The sequence below is a fragment of the Microbispora rosea genome, assembly GCF_044460045.1.
Taxonomy (GTDB): domain Bacteria; phylum Actinomycetota; class Actinomycetes; order Streptosporangiales; family Streptosporangiaceae; genus Microbispora; species Microbispora rosea.
Map to the genome: position 1 here is coordinate 105,492 of NZ_JBITJO010000017.1, position 15,601 is coordinate 121,092.

At 70.1% G+C, this 15,601-nt stretch carries 15 protein-coding genes and 1 pseudogene; 11 read left to right on the plus strand and 5 right to left on the minus strand.

All coding sequences use genetic code 11. From position 1 onward, the window contains the following. Positions 1-70 precede the first annotated feature (70 nt). Together ACIBK1_RS39340 and ACIBK1_RS39345 are read right to left on the minus strand one after the other, a co-directional pair. Positions 71-1,276 (minus strand): PAS domain-containing sensor histidine kinase, encoded by a 1,206-nt coding sequence (locus tag ACIBK1_RS39340; RefSeq protein ID WP_396740738.1) that lies wholly within the window; start codon positions 1,274-1,276, stop codon positions 71-73. Between the two features lie 191 nt (positions 1,277-1,467). Continuing rightward, positions 1,468-2,850, minus strand: coding sequence for an MFS transporter (locus ACIBK1_RS39345; protein ID WP_396740740.1), 1,383 nt, complete (start codon positions 2,848-2,850; stop codon positions 1,468-1,470). Positions 2,851-2,972: 122 nt separating this feature from the next. Between ACIBK1_RS39345 and ACIBK1_RS39350 the strand changes: the two genes are divergently transcribed. Continuing rightward, positions 2,973-3,902: a LysR family transcriptional regulator gene (locus ACIBK1_RS39350; RefSeq protein ID WP_396740742.1), complete on the plus strand. Its 930-nt coding sequence runs from the start codon at positions 2,973-2,975 to the stop codon at positions 3,900-3,902. Here the strand turns inward: ACIBK1_RS39350 and ACIBK1_RS39355 are convergent. Further along, on the minus strand, positions 3,859-5,313 hold the full coding sequence (locus tag ACIBK1_RS39355) for a DHA2 family efflux MFS transporter permease subunit (RefSeq protein ID WP_396740744.1): 1,455 nt from the start codon (positions 5,311-5,313) through the stop codon (positions 3,859-3,861). The two genes, ACIBK1_RS39350 and ACIBK1_RS39355, sit on opposite strands and share 44 nt — an antisense overlap. Further along, positions 5,313-5,891, minus strand: a complete 579-nt coding sequence (locus ACIBK1_RS39360) for an NADPH-dependent FMN reductase (RefSeq protein WP_363534763.1) — start codon at positions 5,889-5,891, stop codon at positions 5,313-5,315. Before ACIBK1_RS39360 ends, ACIBK1_RS39355 begins: the two co-directional genes overlap by 1 nt. A gap of 67 nt (positions 5,892-5,958) precedes the next feature. Here ACIBK1_RS39360 and ACIBK1_RS39365 point away from each other — a divergent pair, with 67 nt between their 5' ends. From ACIBK1_RS39365 to ACIBK1_RS39410, 10 genes are all read left to right on the plus strand, one after another. Next, complete coding sequence (locus tag ACIBK1_RS39365; protein WP_396740746.1) at positions 5,959-6,606, plus strand: TetR/AcrR family transcriptional regulator; 648 nt, start codon at positions 5,959-5,961, stop codon at positions 6,604-6,606. 144 nt (positions 6,607-6,750) lie between these two features. Then, entirely contained in the window at positions 6,751-7,200 is a 450-nt protein-coding gene (locus tag ACIBK1_RS39370; protein WP_030511164.1) for a helix-turn-helix transcriptional regulator, read from the plus strand. A gap of 5 nt (positions 7,201-7,205) precedes the next feature. After that, positions 7,206-7,616, plus strand: a complete 411-nt coding sequence (locus ACIBK1_RS39375) for a VOC family protein (RefSeq protein WP_030511163.1) — start codon at positions 7,206-7,208, stop codon at positions 7,614-7,616. 157 nt (positions 7,617-7,773) lie between these two features. Then, positions 7,774-10,158 carry an ATP-binding cassette domain-containing protein gene (locus ACIBK1_RS39380; RefSeq protein ID WP_396740748.1) on the plus strand — a complete coding sequence of 795 codons (2,385 nt, stop codon included), beginning with the start codon at positions 7,774-7,776 and terminating at the stop codon, positions 10,156-10,158. 164 nt (positions 10,159-10,322) lie between these two features. Further along, positions 10,323-10,787: an SRPBCC family protein gene (locus tag ACIBK1_RS39385; RefSeq protein WP_396740750.1), complete on the plus strand. Its 465-nt coding sequence runs from the start codon at positions 10,323-10,325 to the stop codon at positions 10,785-10,787. Further along, positions 10,784-11,122 (plus strand): ArsR/SmtB family transcription factor, encoded by a 339-nt coding sequence (locus tag ACIBK1_RS39390; protein WP_396740752.1) that lies wholly within the window; start codon positions 10,784-10,786, stop codon positions 11,120-11,122. The genes ACIBK1_RS39385 and ACIBK1_RS39390 overlap by 4 nt, the downstream gene beginning before the upstream one ends. Positions 11,123-11,371: 249 nt before the next feature. Beyond that, positions 11,372-11,875, plus strand: coding sequence for an SRPBCC domain-containing protein (locus ACIBK1_RS39395; protein ID WP_396740754.1), 504 nt, complete (start codon positions 11,372-11,374; stop codon positions 11,873-11,875). Positions 11,876-12,167: 292 nt separating this feature from the next. Beyond that, positions 12,168-13,238 (plus strand): sigma-70 family RNA polymerase sigma factor, encoded by a 1,071-nt coding sequence (locus tag ACIBK1_RS39400; protein ID WP_081903904.1) that lies wholly within the window; start codon positions 12,168-12,170, stop codon positions 13,236-13,238. A 237-nt stretch (positions 13,239-13,475) separates the two neighbouring features. Then, positions 13,476-14,237, plus strand: a complete 762-nt coding sequence (locus tag ACIBK1_RS39405) for an isocitrate lyase/PEP mutase family protein (protein WP_030511157.1) — start codon at positions 13,476-13,478, stop codon at positions 14,235-14,237. 170 nt (positions 14,238-14,407) lie between these two features. Beyond that, positions 14,408-15,166, plus strand: a complete 759-nt coding sequence (locus tag ACIBK1_RS39410) for a DUF899 domain-containing protein (protein WP_396740757.1) — start codon at positions 14,408-14,410, stop codon at positions 15,164-15,166. Positions 15,167-15,516: 350 nt separating this feature from the next. Here the strand turns inward: ACIBK1_RS39410 and ACIBK1_RS39415 are convergent. Then, positions 15,517-15,601: pseudogene (locus ACIBK1_RS39415) on the minus strand (IS5/IS1182 family transposase); the annotation flags it as partial.

The window sequence follows — 15,601 nt, forward strand, 5'->3', positions numbered from 1 at the left end:
GGCCCTGCTCAGCACCGTCGCGGTGCTTCTTGTCGCAGTGAGCCTGCTCCTACGATGAGGGCACGGGTTCTCAGGAGCAGCGCTCCGTGACGAGGGGGAGACGCAGGACGACACAGGCGCCGCCGTGGTGTTCGGCGGCGTACAGCCGGCCGCCGTGCTCCCGGGCGATCTCCCTCGCGATGGACAGGCCGAGCCCGGAGCCGCGGGGATCCCGTGCGCGGGCCTCCTCCCGGCGGTAGCCGCGTTCGAAGACGCGTTCGCGGTCCTCCGGCGGGATACCGGGGCCGTCGTCGATGAGTTCGAGGACCGCGTCAGGAGGGTCGGCGGTGACCACGACCTCGATCCTGGTGTGAGCGTGCCGCTCGGCGTTGGCCAGCAGGTTGCCCAGCAGGCGGGCCAGGCGGATCGCCGAGGCGCGTACGCACACGTGCGGGTCGAGGTGGGTGAGCACGGCGGCGCACGGGGCGCGGCGGTCGAGCTCCTCGACGACGAACCCGGCGAGGTCGATCAGACGCTCGTCCTCGTGTGTCTCGCTGTCGAGGCGGGCGAGGTCGAGCAGGTCGGCCACGATGTCGTTGAGCCGTTCCGCGTCGCGCAGCAGCTTGCGCAAGATCCGCTGCAGGTCGATGCCGGGTTCGGACAGCGCGACCTCCAGCTCGGTGAGCAGGCCGGTGATGGGGTTGCGCAGGTCGTGGGAGGCGTCGTAGACCAGCCGCCGCTGCCGTTCGATGGCCGCGCGCAGGGCGGCGGTCGTCTCGCGCTGCTCCCGGTGCGCCCGCCTGAGCTGGTCGTTGAGGGTCTGCAGGTGCAGGGCGAAGGAGTCCTGCTCACTGCCCCCACCGGGGCACCGCAACGCGCGGACGAAGTCGGTCACCTCCTCGCTGCTGAGGAGGATGTATCGGACCTCGCCGTGCGGGCCGAGCACGGGCGCGTTGACCGTGCTCCAGTAGTGCTCCTCGAACACCCCGGGCCTGTCTGCCGACTCGATGTCGTACCTCTGCAGGGGCATGAAGTCGCAGCGTCGGGTGGTCAGCACCTGTTCCAGGGAGGTCCGCAGGATCCGCGCACCCTGCTGCTCGGAGTCCTGGGCCGCCGCGGGATTGGGCGGGAAGACGTCGAACAGGTTGCGGCCCACTATGTCCCGCGCGTCGCGCCCGGACAACGTGAGACAGACGTCGTTCATGGCGACCACGACGAAGTCGGTGGTCAGCAGAATCGACAGGGCCTGCCCGGCCCTGAACACCGCCTCATAGTCGATCTCTGACCTCGTGACCACGGTGCCCGTCCCGCAACCCCGTCTTCCAGCGCCCGCGCTCGCCATGACTCCAGGCCGCCCCGCCCGGCAGCGGCCGCGTCATGTCCCATTCCCGTGAGAACGCTGGTAATCGGCGTACGGCACCGAACGGATGACGTAAAAAGCGATGAACGGGCCCGCCGCCATCACGACGACCGGCCATCCGCGGCCCCTCATCCGGCCGGACGCCGGGCCGTCCACCCGACGGCGACGGCCGCCGCTGCGCAGACCGCGGCCGGCACGACCAGCGCGTACGCCGCGCCGTGGTGTCCCTGATCGGGAACGCCGACGGTCACGAACGCGCCCGTCACGGCCACGCCGATCGTGGCGCCGCACTGCCGGGCCGCGTTGAGCAGCCCACCGGCCACGCCGGCGGCGCCTTCGGGAGCCGAGGTCACGATCAACGTGGCCAGGGCGGGCAGCGCGAACGACACACCGAAGCCGGTGGCCACCAGCCCGGCCAGCAGGAACGGATAGGAGGCGCCCGCCCAGACGGCCGTGCCGAACGCGACACCGCCGGCCGCGAGCAGGCCGAGCCCTGCCAGCACCGGCGGCCGGGCCCCCGACCTGGCGACGATCCTTCCGGTCAGCAGCGGATTGACGGCGAAGGGCAGCGTCATGGGCAGGAGCGCCGCCCCGATCTGCCCCGGCGTCAGGCCCAGCGCCTGCTGGAGGAGCAGCGGCAGCACGAACAGCACCCCGCTCATCGCGAAGTTGACCGCCGCCCCCGCCAGCAGCGCGCCGGGGACGCCGGGTGCCCGCAGCACGGCGGGCGCCAGGACCGGGGCGTGGCCGCGCCGCTCCCGTACGGCGAAGGCGCACACCGCCACGGCCATGGCACCCGCCGACCAGGCGGCATGGACGAAGGAGCGGGCGCCGAGCGCGATCAGCGCGTCGGTCAGCAGCGCCACCGCCGCGCAGGCCAGGATCTGGGCGGCCCAGTCGATGCGCCGGTCGCCGCGCGGGCAGCGTACGGCCGCCCCGGCCGTGAGCGCGAGGGTGACGGCGGCGAGCGGGACGTTGATCACGAAGATCGCCCGCCAGCCCGCCAGGTCGGTCAGCGCCCCTCCGGCCACCGGACCCGCCACGAGCGCGGCGCCGCTGGTCGCCGCCCAGACGGCCACCGCCCTGGCCCGCTCGGCCGGCACCGGGTACAACCGGGCGATCATGGCCATCGACGCGGGGACACAGCCCGCCGCCGCCAGGCCGAGCAGCGCCCGCAGCCCGACGAGCGCCCACAGCGACGGCGCGAGCGCGCTCAGCAGGCTGCCGAGGCCGAAGGCGGCGACGGCCACCCGGAACACACGGTGCGCGCCGTACCTGTCGGCCACCGACCCGGCCGTCAGCAGCGCGGCGCCGAACACGAGGGTGTAGCCGGTCACGGTCCACTGCAGGCCCGTGACGCCCGAGCCGCCGAATGATCGGGCGAGGTCGGGCTCGGCGACCGACAGGACGGTGGTGTCGAGCAGCACCATGAAATAGCCGAGCGCGATCCCGGCCAGTGCGCGGGCTCGGGCGGGTGCCGCCGGGGGAGCGGCGGCGACGGTCGACGTCACGAGGAACTCCAGGAGGTAGACAACCTGGACGTCACTGTGGCGTCGGCCGCCGAACGGCTCCACCGGCCGGGCCGCAGGCCGCGTTCGGAATAACCGAACGCTCCGGGCCTGTTCGGTGCGTCATGGAACTGCGGCAGTTGCGCACCTTCGAGGCGGTTGTGGCACAGCGGACGGTCACCGACGCCGCCGTCGCCCTGGATCTCGCGCCGTCGTCGGTGTCGGAGCAGATCAGGCACCTGGAACGGGACCTCGGAGTCGCACTGTTCGAGCGGGGGCCGCGGGGGATGCGCCCGACCGCCGCGGGGGAGCGCCTGCGCGGCTGGGCGCGCCGCCTGCTGGACCAGGCCGACCAGGCCAGGCGCGACGTCGCGCAGGCCCGCCCGGTGCTGCGGCTCGGCTCCCTGGAGACGATCGCCGCCGTCTACGTGCCCGCGGTCCTGGCCCGGCTGGCCGAGCGCCGTCCCGACCTCGTGGTGGAGGTGCGGTCGGACGGCGTCCGCGACCGTCTCCTGGACGCGGTCGCCGCCGCGGACCTCGACGCGGCGCTGCTGCTCGACGCCGGAAACGATCTGGGCGGGCTCGGCTTCGGCGCGCCGGCCGCGCCGCTGGCCTTCCTCGACCTCGATCCCGTGCCGCTCGCGCTGGTCGCCGCGCCCGGCCATCCGCTGGCCGCCGCGTCCCGGCTGCGCAAGGAGGACCTGTACGGCCGGCGGCTGCTGGTCAACGTGCCCGCCTGCTTGTTCTGGCTGGCGGGGGAGCGCCTGCTGGGCGACCGGGTGGAGCGGGTGCGCGCGGGCGGCGTGCCCGTCATGCGGGCGTGGGCCGAGCGCGGCCTCGGGATCGCGCTGCTGCCGTGGTTCGCGGTGGCCGACAGGGTCGCGGCCGGCGCCCTTGCCCGGCTCGCGTTCGACGTCCCCGGCCTGAACCTGCGCCTGGTGTGGCGGGCCGACCGTGAGACCCTCCCGGGCATGCGCGAGATCCTCTACGCGAGCGCCGTCTCCCAGGCGGTCAGCCTCCCTCCGCCCGCCGGCCACGGCGCTGCGCCGCGGTGAGCCACACCGCCCCTGCGAGGCCGAGCGCGGAGGCGGCGGTGAGCCACCCGAAGGCGGTATGGAAAGCGCCCTCCACGCCGAGGGGAAGCCGGGCGGTGAGTACCACGGCGAAAACGGTCCCGCCGAGCGCGCCGCCCAGCCGTTGCAGGATGTTGACCTGCGTGGTGGCGTCCGCGAGCTGCTCGGGGGCGACCGCCTGATAGGCCGCGATGCCGGCGGGCGTCACGGCGAGCGCGAGGGCCATGCCGCGCAGCAGCAGCAGGCTCTCCACCATGGCCGGGTTCATGTCCGTGCGGAGCAGCGCGAACGGCACGGTGGTGGCCACGGCGGCGAGGCCGCCGTACACGCTGACGATGCCGCCGCCGAACCGGTCCACGAGCCGGCCGCTGACCGGCAGGAGCAGGGCGGTGCCGAGGCCGAGCGGAATCAGCGCCAGCCCGGTCCCGGTCACCCCGGTGTCCCGGCCGAGCTGGAAATACAGCGGGAACAGCAGCGTGGCGCCGAACATCGCTGCCCCGGTCAGCGCGGCGGTCGCCGTGGCGGCGGCGTACGCCGGATTGGCGAACAGCCGCAGGTCGAGCACCGGGTGGGCGGTGCGGCGCGCGTGCCGGGCGAATGCGGCGAGTGCGAGGGCGCCGGCGACGACCGGCCCGAGCGCGCCGCCGAATCCACCGCCGAATCCACCGCCGAATCCACCTGAGGAGACGCCGCGCTCGCCCCAGGCGCTCAGGCCGTAGATCAGGAGCGGGACGCCGGCGGCGACGAGCAGCAGCCCCGGCCAGTCGAGACTCGCCGGGCGCACGGCCGGCCGATCGCGCGGCACGTGACGCACGCCGAGATACAGGGCGAGCGCGCCGAGAGGGAGGTTGACCAGGAACAACCACGGCCAGGGGCCGAGGTGCAGGAGGACGCCGCCGAGGGCCGGGCCGAGCGCGGGTGCGAGCGTGACCGCGATGCCGAGGGTCGCCATCACGCGGCCGAGGCGATGTGCGCCGACCGCCTGGCCGAGCACGGTCTGCCCGGCGGGCAGGAGCAGGCCGGCGGTGAGCCCCTGTGCGACGCGGAACGCGACCAGCCAGCCGATGTCGCCTGCGAGGGCGCACAGCCCGGAGGTGAGGGTGAAGCCGCCGAGCGAGGCGAGCCAGACCGGCCCGGCGCCGTACCGCCGCACGAGCCAGCCGCACGCGGGCAGCGACAGGCCCAGGGCGATCAGGTACCCGTTCGCCACCCACTGGGCGTCGCCCAGGCCGGCGCCGAGATCCGTCGCGATCGTGCCGAGGCCGACGTTGACGACCGAGGTGTCGAGCTGGCTCATGAACGCGCCGAACGCCATCACCAGGGCGAGCCGCCAGACGGGCCAGGAGATGGGCGCGTCGGCGGCCCTGGTGTCACCGGTGGGGGGAGCGGTCATCACGCGGCCGCCGGACGCCGGACGGCCCGCAGCGCGGCGCCCCAGGCGGTGAGCTGGTCGAGCAGGACGTCCAGCTCCCGATCCCGCCCGGGTCCTGGGGTGAAGTCCTCGCCGTCGAAGTCCGCCGCCAGCGACAGCGCCACCTGCGCCCGGACGTCGGCGACCTGCAGCTCGCCCATGACCACGCGCAGGTGCTCGACCGCGCGGGCCCCGCCCGCGTCGATGCCGTAGCTGACGAAACCGGCGGCCTTGTTGTGCCACTCCCGGTACAGGTAGTCGATCGCGTTCTTCAACGGGCCGGGGATCGACCGGTTGTACTCGGGGGTCACGAAGACGTACGCGTCGAAGCGCGCGATCGCGTCCGCCCACGCCTTCGTGTGGGGCCTGTCGTAGCGTCCGTGGGCGGCCGGCCATGGCTCGTCCAGCACCGGCAGGTGGTAGTCGGCGATGTCGACGAGCTCGGCGGCGAGGTGCTCTCGGCGCGCGGCCCGCCCCTGCACCCAGCGGGCGACGGCCTCGCCCCGGCGACCCGGCCGGACGCTTCCCACGATGACGGCGAGAGTGAGTTCGGGCTGCATGACGTCCCCTCCAGAGGTAAAGTAAACCGTGTACGGCAAAAATTAGCGTAACCCCGACGGAGGACATGTGGACGGGTCGGATCGGCCGGAGAGTCCGAGACGTGGAAGACCGGCCAAGGACGAGGCGATCACCCGGGCCGCCCGCGCCGTCTTCGGACGCGACGGGTACGCCCGCACCACCACCGACGCCATCGCCCGCGAGGCGGGCGTCTCGACCCGCACGCTCTACAAGCATTTCGGCAGCAAGGAGCGGCTGTTCTCGGTCGTGCTCGCCGAGAGCGCGACCCGGGTCGCCGACGCCTTCGCCGAGTACGTCGAACGCGGGCTGCGCGAGGCGAGCGGGCCGGAGGAGCGGCTCGTCGCGGTCGGCCGCGCCCTGGTCGCCCATCGCGTCGACTTCCCCGAACACTTCGCGCTCGTGCAGATGATCAACACGGAGGGCCCGCACTTCCCCCGCGAGCTGCTGGAGGAGTGGCAGGAGGCGGGACCGCTGCGCGTACGGGGCGAGGTCGTCCGCCGCCTGGAGGAGCTGGCCTCCGAGGACCTGCTGCGGATCTCCGACCCGCGCCGCGCGGCACTGCACCTCATCGCTCTGGCGACGTTCGAGGCCTCCACCCGGTCAGCGGAGGGACCGCTCACCGGAGAGGAGATCACGGACATGGTGGTCGCGGGCGTACGGGCCTTCCTGGACGGATACCGCAGCGCGGAGGACTGAACGGCGGCCCGGCTCCCGCCGCTCGCCACGGCGGCTCCGGGCGGTGCCCGGCGAGCGCCCCCGCCGCCGTGATCGGGATGCGCCGCAGGTCAGGCCGCGTGCCCGGCACGACGAATTGTCGGTGGCGCGACGTAGGCTTCTCGCGTGAGCAGCAGACCCGCCTCAGAGCAGCACCTGCGCGATCTCGCGCTGCTGCGCCGAGTCCGTGACCGGATCGACAGGGAGTACGCCCAGCCGCTGGACGTCGAGGCGCTCGCCCGCGGGGTGAACATGTCCGCCGGGCATCTCAGCCGTCAGTTCCGGCTCGCCTACGGAGAGTCGCCGTACAGCTATCTGATGACCCGGCGGATCGAGCGCGCGATGGCGCTGCTGCGCCGCGGCGACATGAGCGTCACCGAGGTCTGTTTCGCGGTCGGCTGCTCGTCACTGGGCACCTTCAGCACCCGCTTCACCGAGCTGGTCGGGGTGCCGCCCAGCGCCTACCGGCGCCAGGCGGCGAGCGCGACGGCCGGGATGCCGCCCTGCGTGGCGAAACAGGTGACCAGGCCTGTCAGGAATCGAGAAGCACGAGTCGCCGAGCCGCAGCTAGCGTGACTGCCATGGACGTCACCATTCACTCGGCCTTCCTCCCGCACGACGACCCCGACACGGCCCTGGCCTTCTACCGCGACGTCCTCGGTTTCGAGGTCCGTGGCGACGCCGGATACGGCGGGATGCGCTGGATCACCGTCGGCCCCGTCAACCAGCCGGGCACCTCCATCGTCCTGTACCCGCCGGGCGGCAACCCCGGCGTCACCGACGACGAGCGCCGCACCATCGGCGAGATGATGGCCAAGGGCACCTACGCCATGATCACCCTGTCCGCCGGGGACCTCGACGGCCTCTTCGAACGGCTGGAGGCCCGCGGCGCCGAGATCGTGCAGGAGCCGATGGAGCAGCCGTACGGGGTTCGCGACTGCGCCGTCCGCGATCCCGCCGGCAACCTGATCCGGATCAACGAGCTGCGCTGAGCCGGCCGCGCCCTGCTGACGGACTCTGCCGCCGGGCCCGCGTTCCCCGCACCGGCGCGAGAACCAGACGTACCGCTCGAAGCTGGTTAGATCGAGCCTGGCGACGACGGAGACCGCCGAGGCTGCCCCGCCTGAAGACATGGAGAGCACGATAAGCATGGCCACGAGGACGGACGCGCAGTCCCCTGCGCTGCACGTTGCCGACACCCACGATCTGATTCGCGTCTACGGCGCGCGTGAGAACAACCTCAAGGACGTCAGCATCGAGATCCCGAAGCGCCGGCTCACGGTGTTCACCGGCGTCTCCGGCTCGGGCAAGAGCTCGCTGGTGTTCAGCACGATCGCCGCCGAGTCGCAGCGGCTGATCAACGAGACCTACTCCGCCTTCGTGCAGGGGTTCATGCCGACGCTGTCTCGTCCCGAGGTCGACGTGCTCGACGGGCTGACGACCGCGATCGTCGTCGACCAGGAGCGGATGGGCCCCAACCCCCGCTCCACGGTCGGCACGGTCACCGACGCCAACGCGATGCTGCGCATCCTGTTCAGCCGGCTCGGCCGGCCGCACATCGGCTCGCCCCAGGCGTTCTCCTTCAACGTCGCCTCGATCAGCGGAGCGGGCGCGGTCAAGTTCGAGCGCGGCGGCAAGACCGTGAAGGAGCGGCGCGAGTTCAACGTCACCGGCGGCATGTGCCCGCGCTGCGAAGGACTGGGCCGGACCTCCGACATCGACCTGTCCCAGCTGTACGACGACTCCAAGTCGCTCAACGAGGGCGCGCTCACGATCCCCGGCTACAGCGTCGACGGCTGGTACGGCCGCATCTTCAGCGGCTCCGGGTTCTTCGACCCCGACAAGCCGATCCGCGACTTCACCAAGGCCGAGCTCGACGACCTGCTCTACAAGGAGCCGACCAAGATCAAGGTCGACAACATCAACCTCACCTACGAAGGGCTGATCCCGCGCATCCAGAAGTCGATGCTGTCCAAGGACAAGGAGGCCTTGCAGCCGCACGTCCGGGCGTTCGTGGAGCGGGCGGTGAAGTTCACCACCTGTCCCGAGTGCGGCGGCACCCGGCTCAGCGAGGCCGCGCGGTCGTCCACGATCAGGGGAATCAGCATCGCGGACGCCTGCGCGATGCAGATCAGCGACCTGGCCGCCTGGATCCGCGATCTCGACGAGCCGTCGGTCGCGCCGCTGCTCACCACGTTGCGGCAGCTCCTCGACTCGTTCGTGGAGATCGGGCTGGGCTACCTGTCCCTCGACCGGGCGTCGGGCACGCTGTCCGGCGGCGAGGCGCAGCGCGTCAAGATGATCCGCCACCTCGGCTCCTCGCTCACCGACGTCACCTACGTCTTCGACGAGCCCACGACGGGCCTGCACCCGCATGACATCCAGCGGATGAACGACCTGCTGCTGCGGCTGCGGGACAAGGGCAACACGGTGCTGGTCGTGGAGCACAAGCCGGAGATGATCGCGATCGCCGACCACGTCGTCGACCTCGGCCCCGGCGCCGGCACGGCGGGCGGCACGGTCTGCTTCGAGGGCACCGTCGAGGGGCTGCGGACCAGCGGCACCGTCACCGGCCGCCATTTCGACGACCGGGCGGCCCTGAAGGAGACGGTGCGCAAGCCCACCGGCACGCTGGAGATCCGCGGCGCGACGGCGAACAACCTGCGCGACGTCGACGTCGACATCCCGCTCGGGGTGCTCGTCGTCGTCACCGGAGTCGCCGGGTCGGGCAAGAGCTCGCTCATCCACGGGTCGGTCCCCGCCGGTGCCGGCGTGGTGTCGGTCGACCAGGGCGGCATCCGCGGCTCGCGGCGCAGCAACCCGGCGACGTACACCGGACTGCTCGACCCGATCCGTAAGGCGTTCGCGAAGGCCAACGGGGTGAAGCCGGCGCTGTTCAGCGCCAACTCCGAGGGCGCCTGCCCCGCCTGCAACGGCGCCGGCGTCATCTACACCGACCTGGCGATGATGGCGGGGGTGTCCACCACCTGCGAGGAGTGCGAGGGGAAGCGGTTCCAGGCGGCGGTGCTGGAGCACAAGCTCGGCGGACGCGACATCAGCGAGGTGCTCGCGATGCCGGTGGCCGAGGCCCAGGAGTTCTTCGGCTCCGGCGAGGCGCGCACGCCCGCCGCGCGCGCCATCCTCGACCGCCTCGCCGACGTCGGGCTCGGCTACCTCACCCTCGGCCAGCCGCTCACCACGCTGTCCGGGGGCGAGCGGCAGCGGCTCAAGCTGGCCACCCACATGGCCGACAAGGGCGGTGTCTACGTCCTCGACGAGCCGACCGCCGGCCTCCACCTCGCCGATGTCGAGCAGCTGCTCGGGCTGCTGGACCGGCTGGTCGACTCCGGCAAGTCGGTCATCGTGATCGAGCACCACCAGGCGGTCATGGCACACGCCGACTGGATCATCGATCTGGGTCCCGGCGCCGGTCACGACGGCGGCCGGATCGTCTTCGAAGGCACGCCGGCCGACCTCGTCGCCGCCCGCTCCACCCTCACCGGCGAGCACCTGGCGGCCTACGTCGGCGCCTGACCGTGAGCGCCGACCCGGCCCGCCGACTCCGGCGGCGAGGCCTTCAGCCAATCGAAGCCCGGAAGCTGCCCGGAAACGCAACGCGCAACAAAAGGTTGCGCTGATGAGGTGGGCCGGATACGCTGACGTGCAACCATTAGTTGCACTGATGTCAGGAAAGTCACATGGAGTATGGAAGCATCGAGCGGGAGCTTCATATTGACGCCACCCCCGAGGTGGTCTACCAGGTGATCAGCTCTCCCGAGCACCTACGCGAGTGGTGGCCCGACGATGCCGAGCTCGACCCGGTCCCCGGCGCCACCGGCGCAGTCACCTTCGGCGACCCGGCCTCGCCGGACGCGAAGGTCGAGCCACTCATCGTTCTGGAGGCTGACCCGCCCCGCCGGTTCGCCTTCCGCTGGATATACGACGACGGCAAGCCGGCGGCGCCGGGCAACTCCCTCCTCGTCACCTTCGACCTCGTCCCGTCCGGTGACGGGACGCTGCTGCGCTTTGAGGAGACCGGCTTCCGCGAGCGAGGGTGGGAGGCCGCCGTGTTGAGGGAGGCGTATCTCGACCACGTCCGCGGCTGGGACATCTTCCTCCCTCGCCTCGTCACTTACGCCGACAAGGTGGTCGCGCAGCCGTGAGCACCGCGATCGATGACGACCTCTGGTCCGCAGTCGGCGACCCGACCCGCCGACGGATGCTCGACCTGCTACTCGCCCACGGAGGCGCTACGGCGACCACGCTTAGCGAGCGGCTGCCCGTCACCCGGCAGGCGGTCGCCAAGCACCTCGGTGTGCTGGATCGCGTCGGCCTGGTGCACATGAGGCCGGCGGGGCGCGAGCGCCGCTATGAGCTTGACGAGGCCCAGCTCGCACGTGCAATCGCCCAACTGTCCGCGGTCGGCGCGACCTGGGATGCCCGGCTGCAGCGGATCAAGCGGATCGCCGAGCGGATCCAGAGCAACAAGCCGGGCTGACCTGTACCCACCCTCACAACGCGCCATCACGGACAACGTGGCGGCGCCGTACGACCACGCCCTGAAACGGGCGCGCCACCCGGAAACCAGTAGAAGAGCAACCGATGTGCAGGACGTCCTGCAACGGGTGTGCGCCGGCTGGTCAAGACCGGCGAGACGGCCCGTGCCGAGCGATGAACGGGCCGGCACCTGGCACCCGATCCCGTTACCACTCAATCAATCACACACAGAGGCAAGGTTCCGATCATCATGACGACACGATCACCCGGCAACCCGGGACTGAGCACAGCAGGCTCCTCAAGCACGGCGCGCACCGACCGCGGCTACTCGACGTCGTACACAGTCGAACAGTCACCGGAGGAGGTCTTCGCCGCAATCCTGGAAGTCCGCGCCTGGTGGACGGGTCAGGTCGAGGGGCGCACCGACGAGGTGGGCGCCGAGTTCTCCTACCGGCACCCCCCGCAGCACTACAGCCTCCAGCGCGTGGTCGAACTCGAACCGGGCCGCCGCGTGGTCTGGCATGTGACCGACAGCCACCTGTCCTTCACCTCCGAGCCAGGTGAGTGGACTGGAAGCGAAATCGTGTTCGACATCATCCCCGCTGCCGGCGGCACCGAGCTGCGGTTCACCCACGTCGGCCTGGTGCCGGACGTCGAGTGTTTCGACGCATGCTCCACGGCCTGGCTGCACTACGTCAACGGCAGCCTGCACAGCCTGATCACCACGGGAGCGGGCCTGCCCGACCCGTGGTGAACGGCGGCCGGGGCGGCGCCCCACCGCAGGCAGGCCTGTTCTCCGCGCTACGCACGTCACCGAGCGGGCCGTGAGCTCCCACCTGATAGGGCCTCGCGTCCCGCGCTCGGCGCTCCCTGCCGCGCGGTGCGCGGTCGATCGCCAGGCTGCGCCCGAACATCAGGGCCCTCAGGACGGCGCGAACCGCGTGGTACCGACATAGGGATCGCGGAAACTTGGCGCAGGCCGACCACTTTCCGGCGCTGGCGTTGTCCATCTATCCGAGAAGAACCACAGGAGAGAAGGAGCCACCATGCGAGGGATCCCGCCAGCCAGGGAAACCGATGTCTCGGCCCGTGCCCAGCGCTCGGCCGAGGATCTGCTGGCGCTGGCGCGGAGCGGGGATGGTGAGGCGTTCCGCGGGCTCGTTGAGCCGCACCGACGTGAGCTCCAGGTGCACTGCTACCGGATCCTCGGCTCGGTGCAGGACGCCGAGGACTTGCTGCAGGAGACGTTGCTGGCGGCATGGCGCGGGATCGGCGGCTACGAGGAACGCGCGTCGATTCGGACGTGGCTCTACCGAATCGCGACGAACCGCTGTCTCAACGCACTGCGGGCCGGCGCCCGTCGTCCGCCGGAATATGCGGCCTATCAACCGGAGCTCCCGTTGCCCGAGCCATCGCACCGCCGAGCGGAACCGAGCTGGCTGGAGCCGTACCCCGATGTGCTGCTCGACGAGATCGCCGACCACATGCCTGGACCGGAGGCGCGATACGAGGCCAGGGAGTCGGTGTCGCTGGCGTTCCTGGCAGCGCTGCAGCAATTGCCACCGAGGCAACGAGTCGTATTGGTGCTGCGAGACGTACTGGGATTCCGGGCCGCCGAGGTGGCAAACATTCTCGACACGACCGAAAACGCGGTGACCAGCGCGCTGAAACGAGCACGAGGTGCGCTGGCGCATGAGCTACCGAATCCCGGCTGGGAGACCGCTCCACTGCCGAACTCGCCGCAAGAACGCAGGATCGTGGCTGGTTTCAGCCGCGCGTTCGAGGCCGGAGACGTCGATGCGATCGTGGCCATGCTGACAAACGACGCGTGGCTGACCATGCCGCCGCTGCCGCTGGAATACCAGGGTCGGGAGGCCATCCGGCACTTCCTGGCTACAGTCGCACTGGGCAACGGCTACCGACACGTGCTGATCCCGACGCGGGCAAACGGCCAACCGGCTTTCGGCGTCTACCTACGTGATCCGCGGACGCCGGTCCTGCACGCACACGGAGTGCTCGTACTGACCCTGACCGACAACTGGATCACCGCGCTGACGCGATTCCACGACAACTCACTTCTGACAATATTCGGACTTCCGCGATCGCTACGCGCCTAAGCGGCCGCGTATGGACTGGAAGTCCTACGCAGGTATCCGACGGCACGTCCGGGAAGCGCGCGCAAAGAGTGATTCCCGGAAAGAGACGGCAGAGCTGTGGAATTGCCAACAAGCAGTATCTGTCCACGTATCAAGAAAAGATTCGGGCAGAAGAAGAAACGGTGAATACCGACTACGTGCACATGGCGAACACAGTAACCCCTGTGACGCACCATCATTTTGACGTGGAGGACACCCATGGCCGCTGACGTGGCGGATTTGAAGACTCGCGCCGAAAGGCTCCGCGAGCTGCACAGCGAAGAGATGCTCGTGCTGCCCAATACGTGGGACGCGGCCAGCGCGACGATCGTGGCCGAAGCGGGGTTTCCCGCGGTCGCCACGGCCAGCGCTGCCATCTCGGCGATGCTCGGTTATCCCGACGGTGAGGGTGCGCCGTGGCAGGAGATGTTCGCCGCGGCCGGGCGGGTCGCCCGGGTGGTGTCGGTCCCGGTCACGGTGGATGCCGAGGCGGGGTACGGCATGGAGCCGCGTGAACTGGTGGACCGGTTGCTGGACATCGGGGCGGTCGGTTGCAACTTGGAGGACACCGACCACCGGGCGGGCGGCCTGGTCGAGGCCGGAGCGCACGCCCAATGGCTCGCGGGCGTCCGCTCTGCTGCCGACGATGCCGAAGTCCCGATCGTAATCAACGCCCGAGTCGATACTTTCCTACCCACCAGCGGGATACCTGAGCCGGATCGGGTCACGGAAACGATACGACGGGGCCGGCTCTACCGGGACGCCGGCGCCGACTGCATCTATCCGATCGGCGTGCGCCAGAAGCACGACCTCGCCACCCTCGTGACCGAACTACCAGGCCCAGTCAACGGCAACACCGGTGAATATCTGGACCTGGCTACGCTCAGGGAAATGGGCGTGGCACGAGTGTCCTACGGACCCCGCTTCTACCGCGCGGCCCTGGCCGATCTGAAAACCGCTGTCCAGGAGCTGCTGGCCTGACCTACGCCGACGCCATCACAACTGACGGTGATCGCTTCTCGGCCGATGAATCGTCAACTTCCAGCGCGGGGCGGCTGACCGCATAGTCGGTCCGCCGGTACAGACGAATGCCCTGCGGGTCAGTTCATACGTTTCTTTGATCAATTCTGAGTAGAGGGAAAAGGAAGATCATGACTCTTCCCCGGGTCGCGTCACGCGACGAGTGGCTGGCAGCCCGGCTTGAGCTGCTCGAGCGGGAGAAGGAGGCCATGCGGGTGCAGGACGCGGTCACCGCACAGCGCCGAGAACTGCCGATGGTCAGGGTGGACAAGGAGTACACCTTCGAAGGCCCTGGCGGTGAGGCACGCCTGATCGACCTGTTCGAGGGCCGCCGCCAACTCATCGTCTATCACTTCATGTGGAACAATTCGGCAGCCAGGGCACGTGGAGACCAGGGCTTGGATGAGGGTTGCCCGAGCTGTTCGTTCACCATCGACAGTGTGGGCCGCCTGGATCACCTGCACGCCAGCGACACCACATTTGTGCTCGTTTCCCGCGCACCACTGGCCAAGATCGAGAATTTTCAGGCGCGGATGGGCTGGACAATCCCGTGGTACTCCTCGGCTGGAAGCGACTTCAACTACGACTTCCACGTCACCAACGACGAGTCGGTCGCGCCCGTCGAGTTCAACTACAAGGACAAGGCGAACTTGGAACGCAGCATGAAAACCGCGTTCGTGGTGAACGGTGACGGACAGGCCATCAGCGTCTTCGTTCGCGACGAGGATTCCGTCTTCCACACCTACACGACGTACGGGCGGGGTACCGAATTCATGATGAGCACCTACCAGTTTCTCGACCTTACCCCGATGCGCCGCCCGCGCTACGTCAACCAATGGCCCTACCACGACACGTACGGCAGCGAAGCGGGCCATTCCCACCACTGCTGAACCGGCACGACGGGTGACGTCTCAGGACGGGGGCGTCACCCGTCCGTCTCGAACACGGAGTGATCGAATGATCGAGTCCACACCACTGAGGTGGACACTCATCCTTGTGCTCGCGGGCGCCGGAGTGTGGTTCGTATTCCGCGGCGTGCGCCCCGGCTCCGGTAGCGCCGAAAGGATCTCCCACTTGGCCCACGCTCTCATGGCCGCGATGATGGCCGCCATGATCTGGCCGATGGGATAAGTGAAGAATTGACGATGCGGACGGTACAGCCGCAGGTGAATACGGCAGCGGTGGATCGCTATGAGCCTTTTTCATCCTGAAATCGCACCTCATAGCCAGTGAGCCTTTTTCATCCTGAGTAGCGGTCGTCTTCGACGGCTTGCAGGACGAGGATGGCCTGCACGATCGGGGTGGCGCGGTGAGGGCAGCAGCGG

Bases quoted from the DNA above. Each gene is read 5' to 3' on its own strand.
- ACIBK1_RS39350 (WP_396740742.1), top strand. From the start codon at position 2,973: ATGGAACTGCGGCAGTTGCGCACCTTCGAGGCGGTTGTGGCACAGCGG.
- ACIBK1_RS39355 (WP_396740744.1), bottom strand. From the start codon at position 5,313: ATGACCGCTCCCCCCACCGGTGACACCAGGGCCGCCGACGCGCCCATC.
- ACIBK1_RS39360 (WP_363534763.1), bottom strand. From the start codon at position 5,891: ATGCAGCCCGAACTCACTCTCGCCGTCATCGTGGGAAGCGTCCGGCCG.
- ACIBK1_RS39375 (WP_030511163.1), top strand. From the start codon at position 7,206: ATGGACGTCACCATTCACTCGGCCTTCCTCCCGCACGACGACCCCGAC.
- ACIBK1_RS39380 (WP_396740748.1), top strand. From the start codon at position 7,774: ATGGCCACGAGGACGGACGCGCAGTCCCCTGCGCTGCACGTTGCCGAC.
- ACIBK1_RS39385 (WP_396740750.1), top strand. From the start codon at position 10,323: ATGGAGTATGGAAGCATCGAGCGGGAGCTTCATATTGACGCCACCCCC.
- ACIBK1_RS39395 (WP_396740754.1), top strand. From the start codon at position 11,372: ATGACGACACGATCACCCGGCAACCCGGGACTGAGCACAGCAGGCTCC.
- ACIBK1_RS39400 (WP_081903904.1), top strand. From the start codon at position 12,168: ATGCGAGGGATCCCGCCAGCCAGGGAAACCGATGTCTCGGCCCGTGCC.
- ACIBK1_RS39405 (WP_030511157.1), top strand. From the start codon at position 13,476: ATGGCCGCTGACGTGGCGGATTTGAAGACTCGCGCCGAAAGGCTCCGC.
- ACIBK1_RS39410 (WP_396740757.1), top strand. From the start codon at position 14,408: ATGACTCTTCCCCGGGTCGCGTCACGCGACGAGTGGCTGGCAGCCCGG.